The 14,976-nt window shown below is 51.4% G+C and carries 15 protein-coding genes; all 15 read left to right on the plus strand.

Annotated features, from left to right (window positions below; translation table 11 throughout):
* The first annotated feature begins 1 nt into the window (after position 1).
* The gene (mutL, locus tag PS053_RS17025; protein WP_059228903.1) at positions 2-1,849 is read left to right on the plus strand and encodes a DNA mismatch repair endonuclease MutL; all 1,848 of its coding nucleotides are present in this window, start codon (positions 2-4) and stop codon (positions 1,847-1,849) included.
* Entirely contained in the window at positions 1,842-2,792 is a 951-nt protein-coding gene (gene miaA, locus PS053_RS17030) for a tRNA (adenosine(37)-N6)-dimethylallyltransferase MiaA (protein ID WP_001280362.1), read from the plus strand. The genes mutL and miaA overlap by 8 nt, the downstream gene beginning before the upstream one ends.
* A gap of 85 nt (positions 2,793-2,877) precedes the next feature.
* Positions 2,878-3,186, plus strand: coding sequence for an RNA chaperone Hfq (gene hfq / locus PS053_RS17035; protein ID WP_001051883.1), 309 nt, complete (start codon positions 2,878-2,880; stop codon positions 3,184-3,186).
* Positions 3,187-3,261: 75 nt separating this feature from the next.
* Positions 3,262-4,542 (plus strand): ribosome rescue GTPase HflX, encoded by a 1,281-nt coding sequence (gene hflX, locus PS053_RS17040; RefSeq protein WP_000460355.1) that lies wholly within the window; start codon positions 3,262-3,264, stop codon positions 4,540-4,542.
* A gap of 85 nt (positions 4,543-4,627) precedes the next feature.
* Complete coding sequence (hflK, locus tag PS053_RS17045; protein WP_137646539.1) at positions 4,628-5,887, plus strand: FtsH protease activity modulator HflK; 1,260 nt, start codon at positions 4,628-4,630, stop codon at positions 5,885-5,887.
* Between the two features lie 2 nt (positions 5,888-5,889).
* The gene (gene hflC, locus PS053_RS17050; protein ID WP_059273519.1) at positions 5,890-6,894 is read left to right on the plus strand and encodes a protease modulator HflC; all 1,005 of its coding nucleotides are present in this window, start codon (positions 5,890-5,892) and stop codon (positions 6,892-6,894) included.
* 79 nt (positions 6,895-6,973) lie between these two features.
* On the plus strand, positions 6,974-7,171 hold the full coding sequence (locus tag PS053_RS17055; protein WP_001089300.1) for a DUF2065 domain-containing protein: 198 nt from the start codon (positions 6,974-6,976) through the stop codon (positions 7,169-7,171).
* 103 nt (positions 7,172-7,274) lie between these two features.
* On the plus strand, positions 7,275-8,573 hold the full coding sequence (gene purA / locus PS053_RS17060) for an adenylosuccinate synthase (protein WP_000527967.1): 1,299 nt from the start codon (positions 7,275-7,277) through the stop codon (positions 8,571-8,573).
* A 207-nt stretch (positions 8,574-8,780) separates the two neighbouring features.
* A complete protein-coding gene (nsrR, locus tag PS053_RS17065) occupies positions 8,781-9,206 on the plus strand; it encodes a nitric oxide-sensing transcriptional repressor NsrR (RefSeq protein ID WP_001177639.1) in 426 nt (141 codons plus the stop codon).
* Positions 9,207-9,244: 38 nt separating this feature from the next.
* Positions 9,245-11,686 carry a ribonuclease R gene (gene rnr / locus PS053_RS17070; RefSeq protein WP_256878744.1) on the plus strand — a complete coding sequence of 814 codons (2,442 nt, stop codon included), beginning with the start codon at positions 9,245-9,247 and terminating at the stop codon, positions 11,684-11,686.
* A gap of 180 nt (positions 11,687-11,866) precedes the next feature.
* A complete protein-coding gene (rlmB, locus tag PS053_RS17075; RefSeq protein WP_001293270.1) occupies positions 11,867-12,598 on the plus strand; it encodes a 23S rRNA (guanosine(2251)-2'-O)-methyltransferase RlmB in 732 nt (243 codons plus the stop codon).
* A 125-nt stretch (positions 12,599-12,723) separates the two neighbouring features.
* Positions 12,724-13,125, plus strand: coding sequence for a YjfI family protein (locus PS053_RS17080; RefSeq protein WP_044710541.1), 402 nt, complete (start codon positions 12,724-12,726; stop codon positions 13,123-13,125).
* 18 nt (positions 13,126-13,143) lie between these two features.
* Positions 13,144-13,842 (plus strand): PspA/IM30 family protein, encoded by a 699-nt coding sequence (locus PS053_RS17085; protein WP_044710538.1) that lies wholly within the window; start codon positions 13,144-13,146, stop codon positions 13,840-13,842.
* A gap of 49 nt (positions 13,843-13,891) precedes the next feature.
* The gene (locus PS053_RS17090; RefSeq protein ID WP_059277776.1) at positions 13,892-14,551 is read left to right on the plus strand and encodes a YjfK family protein; all 660 of its coding nucleotides are present in this window, start codon (positions 13,892-13,894) and stop codon (positions 14,549-14,551) included.
* 17 nt (positions 14,552-14,568) lie between these two features.
* Entirely contained in the window at positions 14,569-14,967 is a 399-nt protein-coding gene (locus PS053_RS17095) for a DUF350 domain-containing protein (RefSeq protein WP_059277775.1), read from the plus strand.
* The last annotated feature ends 9 nt before the right edge of the window (positions 14,968-14,976 follow it).

Raw genomic sequence — 14,976 nt, forward strand, 5'->3', positions numbered from 1 at the left:
GATGCCAATTCAGGTCTTACCGCCACAACTGGCGAACCAGATTGCCGCAGGTGAGGTGGTCGAGCGACCTGCGTCGGTAGTCAAAGAACTGGTGGAAAATAGTCTCGATGCGGGTGCGACACGTATCGATATTGATATCGAACGCGGCGGGGCGAAACTTATCCGCATTCGTGATAACGGTTGCGGTATCAAAAAAGACGAGCTGGCGCTGGCGCTGGCTCGCCATGCCACCAGTAAAATCGCCTCTCTGGACGATCTCGAAGCCATTATCAGCCTGGGTTTTCGCGGTGAGGCGCTGGCAAGTATCAGTTCGGTTTCCCGTTTGACGCTCACTTCGCGCACTGCAGAACAGCAGGAAGCCTGGCAGGCTTATGCTGAAGGGCGCGATATGGATGTGACGGTCAAACCTGCCGCCCATCCGGTGGGGACGACGCTGGAAGTGTTGGATCTGTTCTACAACACTCCGGCGCGGCGCAAATTCCTGCGCACTGAGAAAACCGAATTTAACCATATTGATGAAATCATCCGCCGCATTGCGCTGGCACGTTTCGACGTCACTATCAATCTGTCGCATAACGGTAAAATTGTACGCCAGTACCGTGCAGTACCGGAGAATGGGCAAAAAGAACGGCGCTTAGGCGCGATTTGCGGCACCGCTTTTCTCGAACAAGCGCTAGCGATTGAATGGCAGCACGGCGATCTCACGCTACGCGGCTGGGTGGCTGATCCGAATTACACTACGCCCGCGCTGGCAGAAATTCAGTATTGTTATGTGAATGGTCGAATGATGCGCGATCGCCTGATCAATCATGCGATCCGCCAGGCCTGCGAAGACAAACTGGGGGCCGATCAGCAACCGGCGTTTGTGCTGTATCTGGATATCGACCCACATCAGGTGGACGTCAACGTCCATCCGGCAAAACACGAAGTGCGTTTTCATCAGTCGCGTCTGGTGCATGACTTTATCTATCAGGGCGTGCTGAGCGTGCTACAACAGCAACTGGAAACGCCGCTGCCGCTTGACGATGAACCACAACCTGCACCGCGCGCCATCCCGGAAAACCGCGTGGCGGCAGGGCGTAATCATTTTGCAGAACCGGCAGTTCGTGAGCCTGCAGCTCCGCGCTACTCTCCTGCGCCAGCCGCAGGCAGTCGCCAGGCTGCGACATGGCCGAATGCGCAGCCTGGCTACCAGAAACAGCAAGGTGAAGTGTATCGCCAGCTTTTGCAAACGCCCGCGTCGATGCAAAAACCAAAAGCGCCAGAAGCGCAGGAACCTGCACTTGCAGCGAACAGCCAGAGTTTTGGTCGAGTACTGACTATCGTCCATTCTGACTGTGCATTACTGGAGCGAGATGGAAAAATTTCACTTCTATCTCTGCCTGTGGCGGAGCGCTGGTTGCGTCAGGCGCAACTGACGCCGGGCGAAGTACCGGTTTGCGCCCAGCCGTTGCTCATTCCATTGCGGTTAAAAGTCTCAGGTGAAGAAAAATCGGCATTAGAAAAAGCGCAGTCGGCGCTGGCAGAATTAGGCATCGAATTTCAGTCCGATGCGCAGTATGTGACCATCAGGGCCGTGCCTTTACCCTTACGCCAACAAAATTTACAAATCTTGATTCCTGAACTGATAGGCTACCTGGCGAAGCAGTCCGTATTCGAACCTGGCAATATTGCGCAGTGGATTGCACGAAATCTGATGAGCGAACATGCACAGTGGTCAATGGCGCAGGCCATTACCCTGCTGGCGGACGTCGAACGATTATGTCCGCAGCTTGTGAAAACGCCGCCGGGTGGTCTGTTACAATCTGTTGATTTACATCCGGCGATAAAAGCCCTGAAAGATGAGTGATATCAGTAAGGCGAGCCTGCCTAAGGCGATTTTTTTGATGGGGCCGACGGCCTCCGGTAAAACGGCGTTAGCCATTGAGCTGCGTAAAATTTTACCAGTAGAGTTGATAAGCGTTGATTCTGCCCTTATTTACAAGGGGATGGATATCGGAACGGCGAAGCCGAATGCTGAAGAGTTACTCGTCGCGCCGCACCGATTGCTGGATATTCGCGATCCGTCGCAGGCTTATTCGGCTGCTGATTTTCGCCGCGATGCGTTGGCGGAAATGGCAGATATTACGGCTGCGGGGCGCATCCCACTGTTAGTGGGCGGTACGATGTTGTATTTCAAGGCGTTGCTGGAAGGGTTGTCGCCGCTACCGTCGGCGGACCCGGAAGTGCGGGCCAGAATTGAGCAACAGGCGGCAGAGCAAGGTTGGGAGTCATTGCATCGTCAACTTCAGGAGATTGATCCGGTTGCGGCAGCAAGGATTCATCCAAATGATCCACAAAGGCTTTCCCGGGCACTGGAAGTTTTTTTCATTTCGGGTAAAACTTTAACGGAACTGACGCAAACGTCAGGAGACGCTCTACCGTATCAGGTGCATCAGTTCGCCATCGCCCCGGCGAGCCGTGAACTGCTCCATCAACGAATTGAGCAGCGTTTTCATCAGATGTTGGCTTCAGGTTTTGAAGCAGAAGTCCGGGCGCTTTTTGCCCGAGGAGATTTGCATACGGACTTGCCTTCCATTCGTTGCGTGGGGTATCGCCAGATGTGGTCTTACCTTGAAGGCGAAATCTCATACGATGAAATGGTTTATCGAGGTGTTTGCGCCACGAGACAGTTGGCGAAGCGGCAAATAACCTGGTTGCGTGGTTGGGAAGGGGTTCACTGGCTTGACAGTGAAAAACCAGAACAAGCGCGTGACGAAGTATTACAGGTTGTTGGTGCTATCGCAGGCTGAATGTGTACAATTGAGGCGTATCGTGCGCAATTTTTTCAGAATCGAAAGGTTCAAAGTACAAATAAGCATATAAGGAAAAGAGAGAATGGCTAAGGGGCAATCTTTACAAGATCCGTTCCTGAACGCACTGCGTCGGGAACGTGTTCCAGTTTCTATTTATTTGGTGAATGGTATTAAGCTGCAAGGTCAAATCGAGTCTTTTGATCAGTTCGTGATCCTGTTGAAAAACACGGTCAGCCAGATGGTTTACAAACACGCGATTTCAACTGTTGTCCCGTCTCGCCCGGTTTCTCATCACAGTAACAATGCCGGTGGCGGTACCAGCAGTAACTACCATCACGGTAGCAGCGCGCAGAATACTTCCGCGCAACAGGACAGCGAAGAAACCGAATAAGGTTTCAGGCTGTTTTTTTACACGGGGAGCCAGCGATCCTGCGTTCCCCGCTGATCTATTTAGAGGGTTATACGCTTGTTTGACCGTTATGATGCTGGTGAGCAGGCGGTACTGGTACACATCTATTTTACGCAAGACAAAGATATGGAAGACCTCCAGGAGTTTGAATCTCTGGTCTCTTCCGCCGGTGTCGAAGCATTGCAGGTGATTACCGGTAGCCGTAAAGCGCCGCACCCAAAGTATTTTGTTGGTGAAGGTAAAGCCGTTGAAATTGCGGAAGCTGTAAAAGCGACGGGTGCTTCGGTCGTTCTTTTTGACCATGCATTAAGCCCGGCACAGGAGCGTAACCTTGAGCGTTTGTGCGAGTGTCGTGTTATCGACCGCACTGGTCTTATTTTAGATATTTTTGCCCAACGTGCGCGTACCCATGAAGGTAAGTTGCAGGTTGAGCTGGCGCAGCTGCGCCATCTGGCTACGCGCCTGGTGCGTGGCTGGACCCACCTTGAAAGACAGAAAGGCGGGATAGGTTTACGTGGCCCGGGTGAAACCCAGCTCGAAACCGACCGTCGTTTGTTGCGTAATCGCATCGTGCAGATACAGTCGCGCCTGGAAAAAGTTGAAAAGCAGCGTGAGCAGGGGCGGCAATCGCGTATCAAAGCCGACGTTCCTACTGTTTCGCTGGTGGGATATACCAACGCCGGTAAATCCACCCTTTTCAATCGCATCACCGAAGCGCGGGTCTACGCGGCAGACCAGTTGTTTGCCACCCTCGACCCGACGTTGCGGCGTATTGACGTCGCGGATGTCGGTGAAACCGTGCTGGCGGATACCGTTGGGTTTATTCGCCATTTGCCTCACGATCTGGTGGCGGCGTTTAAAGCCACGTTGCAAGAGACGCGGCAAGCCACGCTGCTGTTGCATGTGATTGATGCGGCAGATGTGCGTGTACAAGAAAACATCGAAGCGGTGAATACGGTTCTTGAAGAGATCGATGCTCACGAGATCCCAACTCTGCTGGTGATGAACAAGATCGATATGCTGGACGATTTCGAACCGCGTATTGACAGAGATGAAGAAAACAAACCGATCCGTGTCTGGCTTTCCGCGCAGACCGGAGCGGGGATACCACAGCTTTTTCAGGCTTTGACGGAGCGACTTTCCGGTGAGGTGGCGCAGCATACATTGCGTTTGCCGCCGCAGGAAGGGCGTCTGAGAAGTCGTTTTTATCAGCTTCAGGCAATAGAAAAAGAGTGGATGGAGGAAGACGGCAGCGTAAGTCTGCAAGTTCGTATGCCGATCGTTGACTGGCGTCGCCTCTGTAAACAAGAACCGGCGTTGATCGATTACCTGATCTAACCGGCGATCGTCTGAAGCGTGGAGTCATATCCTCTGGCGTCGAAAGACTACAGGGATCACCGCATAACAAATATGGAGCACAAACATGGCGTGGAATCAGCCCGGTAATAACGGACAAGACCGCGACCCGTGGGGAAGCAGCAAACCTGGCGGCAACTCTGAGGGAAATGGAAACAAAGGCGGTCGTGATCAAGGGCCACCTGATTTAGATGATATCTTCCGCAAACTGAGCAAAAAGCTCGGTGGTCTGGGCGGCGGTAAAGGCACCGGATCTGGCGGTAGTAGTTCATCGCAAGGCCCGCGCCCGCAGCTTGGCGGTCGTGTCGTTACCATCGCAGCGGCAGCGATTGTCATTATCTGGGCGGCCAGTGGTTTCTACACCATTAAAGAAGCCGAACGCGGCGTGGTAACACGCTTTGGGAAATTCAGCCATCTGGTTGAGCCTGGTCTGAACTGGAAACCGACGTTTATTGACGAAGTCAAACCGGTGAACGTAGAAGCCGTGCGTGAACTGGCCGCTTCTGGTGTGATGCTGACGTCGGACGAAAACGTGGTGCGCGTTGAGATGAACGTGCAGTACCGCGTCACCAATCCAGAAAAATATCTGTATAGCGTGACCAGCCCGGACGATAGCCTGCGTCAGGCTACCGACAGCGCCCTGCGTGGGGTTATCGGTAAATACACCATGGACCGCATTCTGACGGAAGGTCGTACTGTGATTCGTAGCGATACTCAGCGCGAACTGGAAGAGACGATTCGCCCGTATGACATGGGGATCACTCTGCTGGACGTCAACTTCCAGGCAGCTCGTCCGCCGGAAGAAGTTAAAGCCGCGTTTGACGATGCGATTGCCGCGCGTGAAAACGAACAGCAATACATTCGTGAAGCAGAAGCGTATACCAACGAAGTTCAGCCGCGTGCGAACGGTCAGGCGCAGCGTATCCTCGAAGAGGCGCGTGCGTACAAGGCTCAGACCATCCTGGAAGCTCAGGGTGAAGTGGCGCGCTTTGCTAAACTTCTGCCGGAATATAAAGCCGCGCCGGAAATTACTCGCGAGCGTCTGTATATCGAGACGATGGAAAAAGTGTTGGGCAATACCCGCAAAGTGCTGATTAACGACAAAGGCGGCAACCTGATGGTTCTGCCGTTAGACCAGATGCTGAAAGGCGGTAATGCGCCTGCGGTGAAGAGCGACAACAACGCCAGCAACTTGTTGCGCCTGCCGCCAGCGCCTTCCTCCACGAACAGTGGCGTAAGCAACACATCGTCCACCAGTCAGGGCGATATTATGGACCAACGCCGTGCTAACGCGCAGCGTAATGACTACCAGCGTCAGGGGGAATAACGATGCGTAAGTCAGTTATCGCGATTATCATCATCGTGCTGGTAGTGCTTTACATGTCTGTCTTTGTCGTCAAAGAAGGTGAGCGCGGCATTACACTGCGTTTTGGTAAGGTACTGCGTGACGATGATAACAAACCTTTGGTTTATGAGCCGGGCCTGCATTTCAAGATACCGTTTATTGAAACGGTAAAAATGCTCGACGCGCGTATTCAGACCATGGACAACCAGGCCGATCGCTTTGTGACCAAAGAGAAGAAAGACCTGATCGTCGACTCTTACATCAAATGGCGCATCAGCGATTTCAGCCGTTACTATCTGGCAACGGGCGGCGGCGACATTTCGCAAGCGGAAGTGCTGTTGAAACGTAAGTTCTCTGACCGTTTACGTTCTGAAATCGGTCGTCTGGACGTGAAAGACATCGTCACTGATTCCCGTGGTCGCTTGACCCTGGAAGTGCGTGATGCGCTGAACTCCGGTTCTGCGGGTACCGAAGACGAAGTTACTACTCCAGCAGCGGATAACGCCATTGCCGAAGCGGCAGAGCGCGTAGCTGCTGAAACTAAAGGTAAAGTTGCTGCGATTAACCCGAACAGTATGGCGGCGCTGGGTATTGAAGTTGTCGATGTACGAATTAAGCAGATCAACCTGCCGACCGAAGTATCTGAAGCGATCTACAACCGTATGCGCGCCGAGCGTGAAGCGGTAGCACGTCGTCACCGTTCACAAGGTCAGGAAGAAGCAGAAAAACTGCGTGCGACTGCCGACTATGAAGTCACCAGAACGCTGGCAGAAGCAGAGCGTCAGGGGCGCATCATGCGCGGTGAGGGCGATGCCGAAGCTGCTAAACTGTTTGCTGATGCATTCAGTCAGGATCCAGACTTCTACGCATTCATCCGTAGCCTGCGAGCTTATGAGAAAAGCTTCACTGGTAATCAGGACGTGATGGTCATGAGCCCGGACAGCGATTTCTTCCGCTATATGAAGACGCCGAACTCCACGACGCGTTAATATAACGATTGCGGTACAGGTAAAAAGCCACCGCATCCTCAGGGATGTCGGTGGTTTTCTTTTTCTATAAGGATAATGAATGAATTCTACAATCTGGCTGGCGCTTGCCCTTGTTTTGGTGCTGGAAGGTTTAGGGCCGATGCTCTATCCACAGGCATGGAAGAAGATGATCTCCGCGATGACCAATTTACCCGATAATATTTTACGTCGTTTTGGCGGTGGACTTGTGGTTGCGGGCGTTGTGGTCTACTACATGTTGAGGAAAACGATTGGCTGAACAAAAAACAGACTGATCGAGGTCATTTTTGAGTGCAAAAAGTGCTGTAACTCTGAAAAAGCGATGGTAGAATCCATTTTTAAGCAAACGGTGATTTTGAAAAATGGGTAACAACGTCGTCGTACTGGGCACCCAATGGGGTGACGAAGGTAAAGGTAAGATCGTCGATCTTCTGACTGAACGGGCTAAATATGTTGTACGCTACCAGGGCGGTCACAACGCAGGCCATACTCTCGTAATCAACGGTGAAAAAACCGTTCTCCATCTTATCCCATCAGGTATTCTCCGCGAGAATGTAACCAGCATCATCGGTAACGGTGTTGTGCTGTCTCCGGCCGCGCTGATGAAAGAGATGAAAGAACTGGAAGACCGTGGCATCCCTGTTCGTGAGCGTCTGCTGCTGTCTGAAGCATGTCCGCTGATCCTTGATTATCACGTTGCGCTGGATAACGCGCGTGAGAAAGCGCGTGGCGCGAAAGCGATCGGCACCACGGGGCGTGGTATCGGGCCTGCTTATGAAGATAAAGTGGCACGTCGCGGTCTGCGTGTTGGCGACCTTTTCGACAAAGAAACCTTCGCTGAAAAACTGAAAGAAGTGATGGAATATCACAACTTCCAGTTGGTTAACTACTACAAAGTTGAAGCGGTTGATTACCAGAAAGTTCTGGATGATGTGATGGCCGTTGCCGACATCCTGACTTCCATGGTGGTTGACGTTTCTGACCTGCTCGATCAGGCGCGTCAGCGTGGCGATTTCGTCATGTTTGAAGGTGCGCAGGGTACGCTTCTGGATATCGACCACGGTACTTATCCGTACGTAACCTCTTCCAACACCACTGCGGGCGGCGTGGCGACCGGTTCCGGCCTGGGCCCACGTTATGTTGATTACGTTCTGGGTATCCTCAAAGCTTACTCTACTCGTGTAGGCGCAGGTCCGTTCCCGACTGAACTGTTTGATGAAACTGGCGAGTTCCTCTGCAAGCAGGGTAACGAATTCGGCGCAACGACGGGTCGTCGTCGTCGTACCGGCTGGCTGGATACCGTTGCGGTTCGTCGTGCGGTACAACTGAACTCCCTGTCTGGCTTCTGCCTGACCAAACTGGACGTTCTGGATGGTCTGAAAGAGGTGAAACTCTGCGTGGCTTACCGTATGCCGGATGGTCGCGAAGTGACCACCACTCCGCTGGCAGCAGACGACTGGAAAGGTGTAGAGCCGATTTACGAAACCATGCCGGGTTGGTCTGAATCCACTTTCGGCGTGAAAGATCGTAGTGGTCTGCCGCAGGCAGCGCTGAACTACATCAAGCGTATTGAAGAGCTGACCGGTGTGCCGATCGATATCATCTCTACCGGCCCGGATCGTACTGAAACCATGATTCTGCGCGACCCGTTCGACGCATAATTATGGCACGTCCGGCAGATATTTTGCCTGCCGGGCTAACAATGTGATACATTACTGTGTCGGGTTAGCTAATAGAGCTATCCGGCACAGTGTTAAATCCTCGCTTTTTTCCTTCCCCGAACTGAAATAAATTAGCGACACAGCTTGTGGCTGGTTTATCATCAATACAAGTGTATTTTTCCCGATTTCCCTTTTCTTGAGGTTGATGTGCAGTTAACGAGTTTCACCGATTACGGATTACGTGCGCTGATCTATATGGCGTCATTGCCGGAAGGGCGGATGACCAGTATTTCTGAAGTAACTGATGTCTACGGCGTCTCCCGTAATCATATGGTCAAAATAATCAATCAACTTAGTCGTGCCGGCTACGTGACTGCTGTTCGTGGAAAAAATGGCGGCATTCGTCTGGGGAAACCGGCGAGTGCTATACGTATTGGTGATGTGGTGCGTGAGCTGGAACCCTTATCGCTGGTGAATTGCAGCAGTGAGTTTTGCCACATAACACCTGCCTGTCGGTTGAAACAGGCACTTTCTAAGGCCGTGCAAAGTTTTCTGACGGAACTGGATAACTACACGCTTGCCGATTTGGTTGAAGAGAATCAACCGCTTTATAAATTATTGCTGGTGGAGTGACGAAAATCTTCATCAGAGATGACAACGGAGGAACCGAGATGTCACAAGATCCTTTCCAGGAACGCGAAGCTGAAAAATACGCGAATCCCATCCCTAGCCGGGAATTTATCCTCGAACATTTAACCAAACGAGAAAAACCAGCCAGCCGTGATGAGCTGGCAGTAGAACTGCACATCGAAGGCGAAGAGCAACTGGAAGCTTTACGTCGCCGTCTGCGCGCTATGGAGCGCGACGGACAACTGGTCTTCACTCGCCGTCAGTGCTATGCGCTGCCGGAACGCCTCGATCTGGTGAAAGGTACCGTTATTGGCCACCGTGATGGCTACGGCTTTCTGCGGGTTGAAGGGCGTAAAGATGATTTGTATCTCTCCAGCGAGCAGATGAAAACCTGCATTCATGGCGATCAGGTACTGGCGCAGCCGCTGGGCGCCGACCGCAAAGGCCGTCGTGAAGCGCGCATTGTCCGCGTGCTGGTACCCAAAACCAGCCAGATCGTCGGTCGCTACTTTACTGAAGCGGGCGTCGGCTTCGTGGTTCCTGACGACAGTCGTTTGAGCTTCGATATTTTAATCCCGCCCGATCAGATTATGGGCGCGAGGATGGGCTTTGTGGTGGTGGTCGAACTGACCCAACGTCCAACTCGCCGTACCAAAGCGGTGGGTAAAATCGTCGAAGTGCTTGGCGATAATATGGGCACCGGCATGGCGGTCGATATCGCTCTGCGTACCCATGAAATTCCGCACATCTGGCCGCAGGCCGTTGAGCAACAGGTTGCCGGGCTGAAAGAAGAAGTACCGGAAGAGGCAAAAGCAGGCCGTGTTGATCTGCGCGATCTACCATTGGTTACCATTGATGGTGAAGATGCTCGTGACTTTGACGATGCGGTTTACTGCGAGAAGAAACGCGGCGGCGGTTGGCGTTTGTGGGTCGCAATTGCCGACGTCAGTTACTATGTGCGTCCGCCAACACCGCTGGACAGAGAAGCGCGTAACCGTGGTACTTCGGTCTACTTCCCGTCGCAGGTTATTCCGATGTTGCCGGAAGTGCTCTCTAACGGCCTGTGCTCGCTTAACCCGCAGGTAGACCGCCTGTGTATGGTATGCGAAATGACGGTTTCATCGAAAGGGCGATTGACCGGCTATAAATTCTACGAAGCGGTGATGAGTTCTCACGCGCGTCTGACCTACACCAAAGTCTGGCATATTCTGCAAGGCGATCAGGAGCTGCGCGAGCAGTACGCGCCGCTGGTTAAGCATCTCGAAGAGCTGCATAACCTCTATAAAGTGCTGGATAAAGCCCGTGAAGAGCGCGGCGGGATCTCATTTGAAAGCGAAGAAGCGAAGTTTATTTTCAACGCTGAACGTCGTATTGAGCGTATCGAACAGACTCAGCGTAACGATGCACACAAATTAATTGAAGAGTGCATGATTCTGGCGAATATCTCGGCGGCGCGTTTCGTTGAGAAAGCGAAAGAACCGGCACTGTTCCGTATTCACGACAAGCCGAGCACTGAAGCGATTACCTCCTTCCGTTCAGTACTGGCGGAGCTGGGGCTGGAACTACCCGGCGGTAACAAACCGGAACCGCGTGACTACGCTGAGCTGCTGGAGTCGGTGGCCGACCGTCCTGATGCAGAAATGCTGCAAACCATGCTGCTGCGCTCGATGAAACAGGCGATTTACGATCCAGAAAACCGCGGTCACTTCGGTCTGGCATTACAGTCTTATGCGCACTTTACTTCGCCGATTCGTCGTTACCCTGATCTGACGCTGCACCGCGGCATTAAGTATCTGCTGGCGAAAGAGCAGGGGCATCAGGGGAATACCACCGAAACTGGCGGTTATCATTATTCGATGGAAGAGATGCTGCAACTGGGTCAGCACTGTTCGATGGCGGAACGCCGTGCCGATGAAGCGACGCGTGATGTGGCTGACTGGCTGAAGTGTGACTTTATGCTCGACCAGGTTGGCAACGTCTTTAAAGGCGTCATCTCCAGCGTTACCGGATTTGGTTTCTTCGTCCGTCTGGACGAGCTGTTTATTGATGGCCTGGTTCACGTCTCTTCGCTGGACAACGACTACTATCGTTTTGACCAGGTGGGTCAACGTCTGATGGGCGAATCCAGTGGTCAGACTTATCGTCTGGGCGATCGCGTGGAAGTTCGCGTCGAAGCGGTTAATATGGACGAGCGCAAAATCGACTTTAGCCTGATCTCCAGCGAACGCGCGCCGCGTAACATCGGTAAAACGGCGCGCGAGAAAGCGAAAAAAGGCGATACAGGAAAAAAAGGCGGCAAGCGTCGTCAGGTCGGTAAAAAGGTAAACTTTGAGCCAGACAGCGCCTTCCGCGGTGAGAAAAAAGCGAAGCCGAAAGCGGCGAAGAAAGAGGCGAGAAAAGCGAAAAAGCCCTCGGCTAAAACGCAAAAAATAGCTGCAGCGACCAAAGCGAAGCGTGCGGCGAAGAAAAAAGTGGCAGAGTGATCAATATCCTCTTTAAACAGAAGAGGGTCAGATTGCTGGCAAAATGCGCTTTGTTCATGCCGGATGCGGCGTGAACGCCTTATCCGGTCTACATAATTACGCAAACTCAATATATTGCAGGAATCATGTAGGCCTGATAAGCGTAGCGCATCAGGCAAAACGTAAACAACGAGTACATTAATGAGCGAAATGATTTACGGCATCCACGCAGTGCAGGCCCTGCTGGAGCGCGCCCCTGAACGTTTTCAGGAAGTCTTTATTTTAAAAGGCCGTGAAGATAAACGTCTGTTGCCGCTGATTCACGCCCTTGAGTCCCATGGCGTGGTTATCCAGCTGGCAAACCGCCAATATCTCGACGAGAAAAGCGACGGTGGCGTACATCAGGGGATTATCGCCCGCGTTAAGCCGGGACGTCAGTATCAGGAAAACGATCTGCCGGATCTGATTGCTTCGCTCGATCAACCTTTCCTGTTGATCCTCGACGGCGTGACCGATCCGCATAACCTCGGCGCGTGCTTGCGTAGCGCGGATGCCGCAGGTGTTCACGCCGTGATCGTGCCGAAAGATCGCTCCGCACAACTTAACGCCACGGCGAGAAAAGTCGCTTGCGGCGCAGCAGAAAGCGTTCCGCTGATTCGGGTGACTAACCTGGCGCGCACCATGCGTATGCTACAGGAAGAGAATATCTGGATCGTTGGTACGGCGGGTGAAGCAGACCATACTCTCTATCAGAGCAAAATGACCGGACGTCTGGCGCTGGTGATGGGCGCAGAAGGTGAAGGTATGCGTCGCCTGACCCGTGAACATTGCGATGAGTTGATCAGCATCCCAATGGCTGGAAGCGTTTCTTCCCTGAATGTTTCGGTTGCGACCGGAATTTGCTTATTTGAAGCGGTTCGCCAGCGCAGCTAGCTCATCTGAATTATGAAAAGCCATCCAGATTTGGATGGTTTTTTTTTATCTATAGCTGGTAAGATAATTACGTGCTGAAATATTTATATCATTAATATTTAAACTTAATCTATATGGAATAATATATGACATGGAATCCGTTGGCGCTGGCGACGGTGCTGCAAGCTGTACCTGAACAAAATATTTATATAACAAATAGTGAAAACGCATTAATTATTAAAATGAATGATTATGGCGATTTGCAAATCAATATTCTTTTTACTTCTCGCCAGATGATTATCGAAACCTTTATTTGTCCGGTAAGTTGTATCAGTAATCCAGATGAATTTAATACCTTCTTATTAAGAAATCAGAAGATGATGCCGTTGTCATCAGTAGGGATATCCAGCGTGCAACAGGAAGAGTATTACATCGTTTTCGGTGCGCTATCGCTTAAATCGTCTCTCGATGACATTCTGCTGGAGATAACCACGTTGGTGGATAATGCGTTGGATCTGGCTGAAATTACTGAAGAATATTCACACTAATTACAAGGATGGGTATCTATGGGGATTTTAAAAAGTTTATTTACGCTGGGTAAATCATTTATCTCACAGGCAGAAGAGTCCATTGAAGAAAATCAGGGCGTACGCATGTTGGAACAACATATTCGCGATGCCAGGGCTGAACTGGATAAGGCCGGAAAATCACGCGTCGACCTGCTGGCGCGGGTGAAATTAAGTCACGATAAGCTGAAAGATTTACGCGAACGTAAAGCCAGTCTGGAAACCCGGGCGCTGGAAGCGTTAAGTAAGAACGTCAACCCGTCGTTGATTAACGAGGTTGCCGAAGAAATCGCACGCCTTGAGAATCTCATTACCGCTGAAGAGCAAGTATTGTCGAATCTGGAAGCCTCCCGCGATGGCGTAGAAAAAGCAGTTACGGCGACAGCGCAGCGCATTGCCCAGTTTGAGCAGCAAATGGAAGTCGTTAAAGCTACTGAAGCCATGCAGCGTGCGCAACAGGCTGTAACAACATCTACGGTTGGCGCATCTTCCAGTGTTTCGACAGCGGCAGAATCCTTAAAACGCCTGCAAACGCGTCAGGCCGAACGTCAGGCTCGCCTGGATGCCGCAGCGCAACTGGAAAAAGTGGCTGATGGCCGCGATCTTGACGAAAAGCTGGCGGAAGCGGGTATTGGTAGTACTAACAAAAGCAGTGCCCAGGATGTGCTTGCCAGACTGCAACGCCAACAGGGCGAGTAATTTTTTGCCAGCCTTACAGCAAGGCTGGCAACTCTCTTAAGGATAAAATATGTCTGGTTTTTTCCAGCGCCTGTTTGGCAAGGATGATAAACCTGTTATCGCTCGTGGCCCGATGGGTCTGCATCTCAATAGTGGCTTTACGCTCGACACGTTAGCGTTTCGTTTGCTGGGAGATGAATTGCTGATTGCGTTGCCGGGAGAAGAATACACAGTGGCTGCTGTCAGCCACATCGATCTGGGCGGCGGTAGCCAGATTTTTCGCTACTACACTTCGGGCGATGAATTTCTGCAAATTAATACCACTGGCGGTGAAGATATTGATGACATTGATGATATCAAGCTCTTTATTTATGAAGAGAGCTACGGTATCAGCAAAGAGAGCCACTGGCGTGATGCAATTAGCGCCAAATCGATGGGCATGATGAACTTAACCTGGCAAGAAAAACGCTGGCAGCGATTTTTTAATAGCGAAGAACCGGGAAATATCGAACCTATCTACATGCTGGAAAAAGTAGAAAATCAAAATGATGTGAAATGGGAAGTACACAATTTTACGATGGGCTACCAACGGCAGGTGACTGAAGATACCTGCGAATATTTACTTTTAAATGGTGAGGAATCTTTTAACGATCTCGGTGAGCCGGAATGGTTATTTTCACGCGCGCTGGGTGTCGATATCCCATTGACATCACTTCATATTATTGGTTAATTACAGGGACGTTTACAATGCATATACTGGATTCACTTCTTGCCTTTAGCGCCTATTTTTTTATTGGTGTGGCTATGGTGATTATTTTTCTGTTTATCTATTCTAAAATTACACCGCACAACGAATGGCAGTTAATCAAAAACAATAATATCGCAGCGTCACTGGCGTTCAGCGGTACATTGTTAGGTTACGTGATCCCGTTATCCAGTGCGGCAATCAATGCGGTGAGCATTCCAGATTATTTCGCCTGGGGTGGGATCGCACTGATGATTCAGTTACTCGTTTTTGCTGGTGTCAGACTTTATATGCCAGCATTAAGCGAAAAAATTATTAATCACAACACCGCTGCAGGAATGTTCATGGGAACCGCCGCGCTGGCTGGCGGTATTTTTAACGCAGCTTGTATGACATGGTAATGGACGATC

Origin of the sequence: Escherichia albertii (assembly GCF_028622335.1) — a bacterium.
Classification (GTDB): domain Bacteria; phylum Pseudomonadota; class Gammaproteobacteria; order Enterobacterales; family Enterobacteriaceae; genus Escherichia; species Escherichia albertii.

Bases quoted from the DNA above. Each gene is read 5' to 3' on its own strand.
- mutL (WP_059228903.1), top strand. From the start codon at position 2: ATGCCAATTCAGGTCTTACCGCCACAACTGGCGAACCAGATTGCCGCA.
- miaA (WP_001280362.1), top strand. From the start codon at position 1,842: ATGAGTGATATCAGTAAGGCGAGCCTGCCTAAGGCGATTTTTTTGATG.
- hfq (WP_001051883.1), top strand. From the start codon at position 2,878: ATGGCTAAGGGGCAATCTTTACAAGATCCGTTCCTGAACGCACTGCGT.
- hflK (WP_137646539.1), top strand. From the start codon at position 4,628: ATGGCGTGGAATCAGCCCGGTAATAACGGACAAGACCGCGACCCGTGG.
- hflC (WP_059273519.1), top strand. From the start codon at position 5,890: ATGCGTAAGTCAGTTATCGCGATTATCATCATCGTGCTGGTAGTGCTT.
- PS053_RS17055 (WP_001089300.1), top strand. From the start codon at position 6,974: ATGAATTCTACAATCTGGCTGGCGCTTGCCCTTGTTTTGGTGCTGGAA.
- purA (WP_000527967.1), top strand. From the start codon at position 7,275: ATGGGTAACAACGTCGTCGTACTGGGCACCCAATGGGGTGACGAAGGT.
- rnr (WP_256878744.1), top strand. From the start codon at position 9,245: ATGTCACAAGATCCTTTCCAGGAACGCGAAGCTGAAAAATACGCGAAT.
- rlmB (WP_001293270.1), top strand. From the start codon at position 11,867: ATGAGCGAAATGATTTACGGCATCCACGCAGTGCAGGCCCTGCTGGAG.
- PS053_RS17080 (WP_044710541.1), top strand. From the start codon at position 12,724: ATGACATGGAATCCGTTGGCGCTGGCGACGGTGCTGCAAGCTGTACCT.
- PS053_RS17085 (WP_044710538.1), top strand. From the start codon at position 13,144: ATGGGGATTTTAAAAAGTTTATTTACGCTGGGTAAATCATTTATCTCA.
- PS053_RS17090 (WP_059277776.1), top strand. From the start codon at position 13,892: ATGTCTGGTTTTTTCCAGCGCCTGTTTGGCAAGGATGATAAACCTGTT.
- PS053_RS17095 (WP_059277775.1), top strand. From the start codon at position 14,569: ATGCATATACTGGATTCACTTCTTGCCTTTAGCGCCTATTTTTTTATT.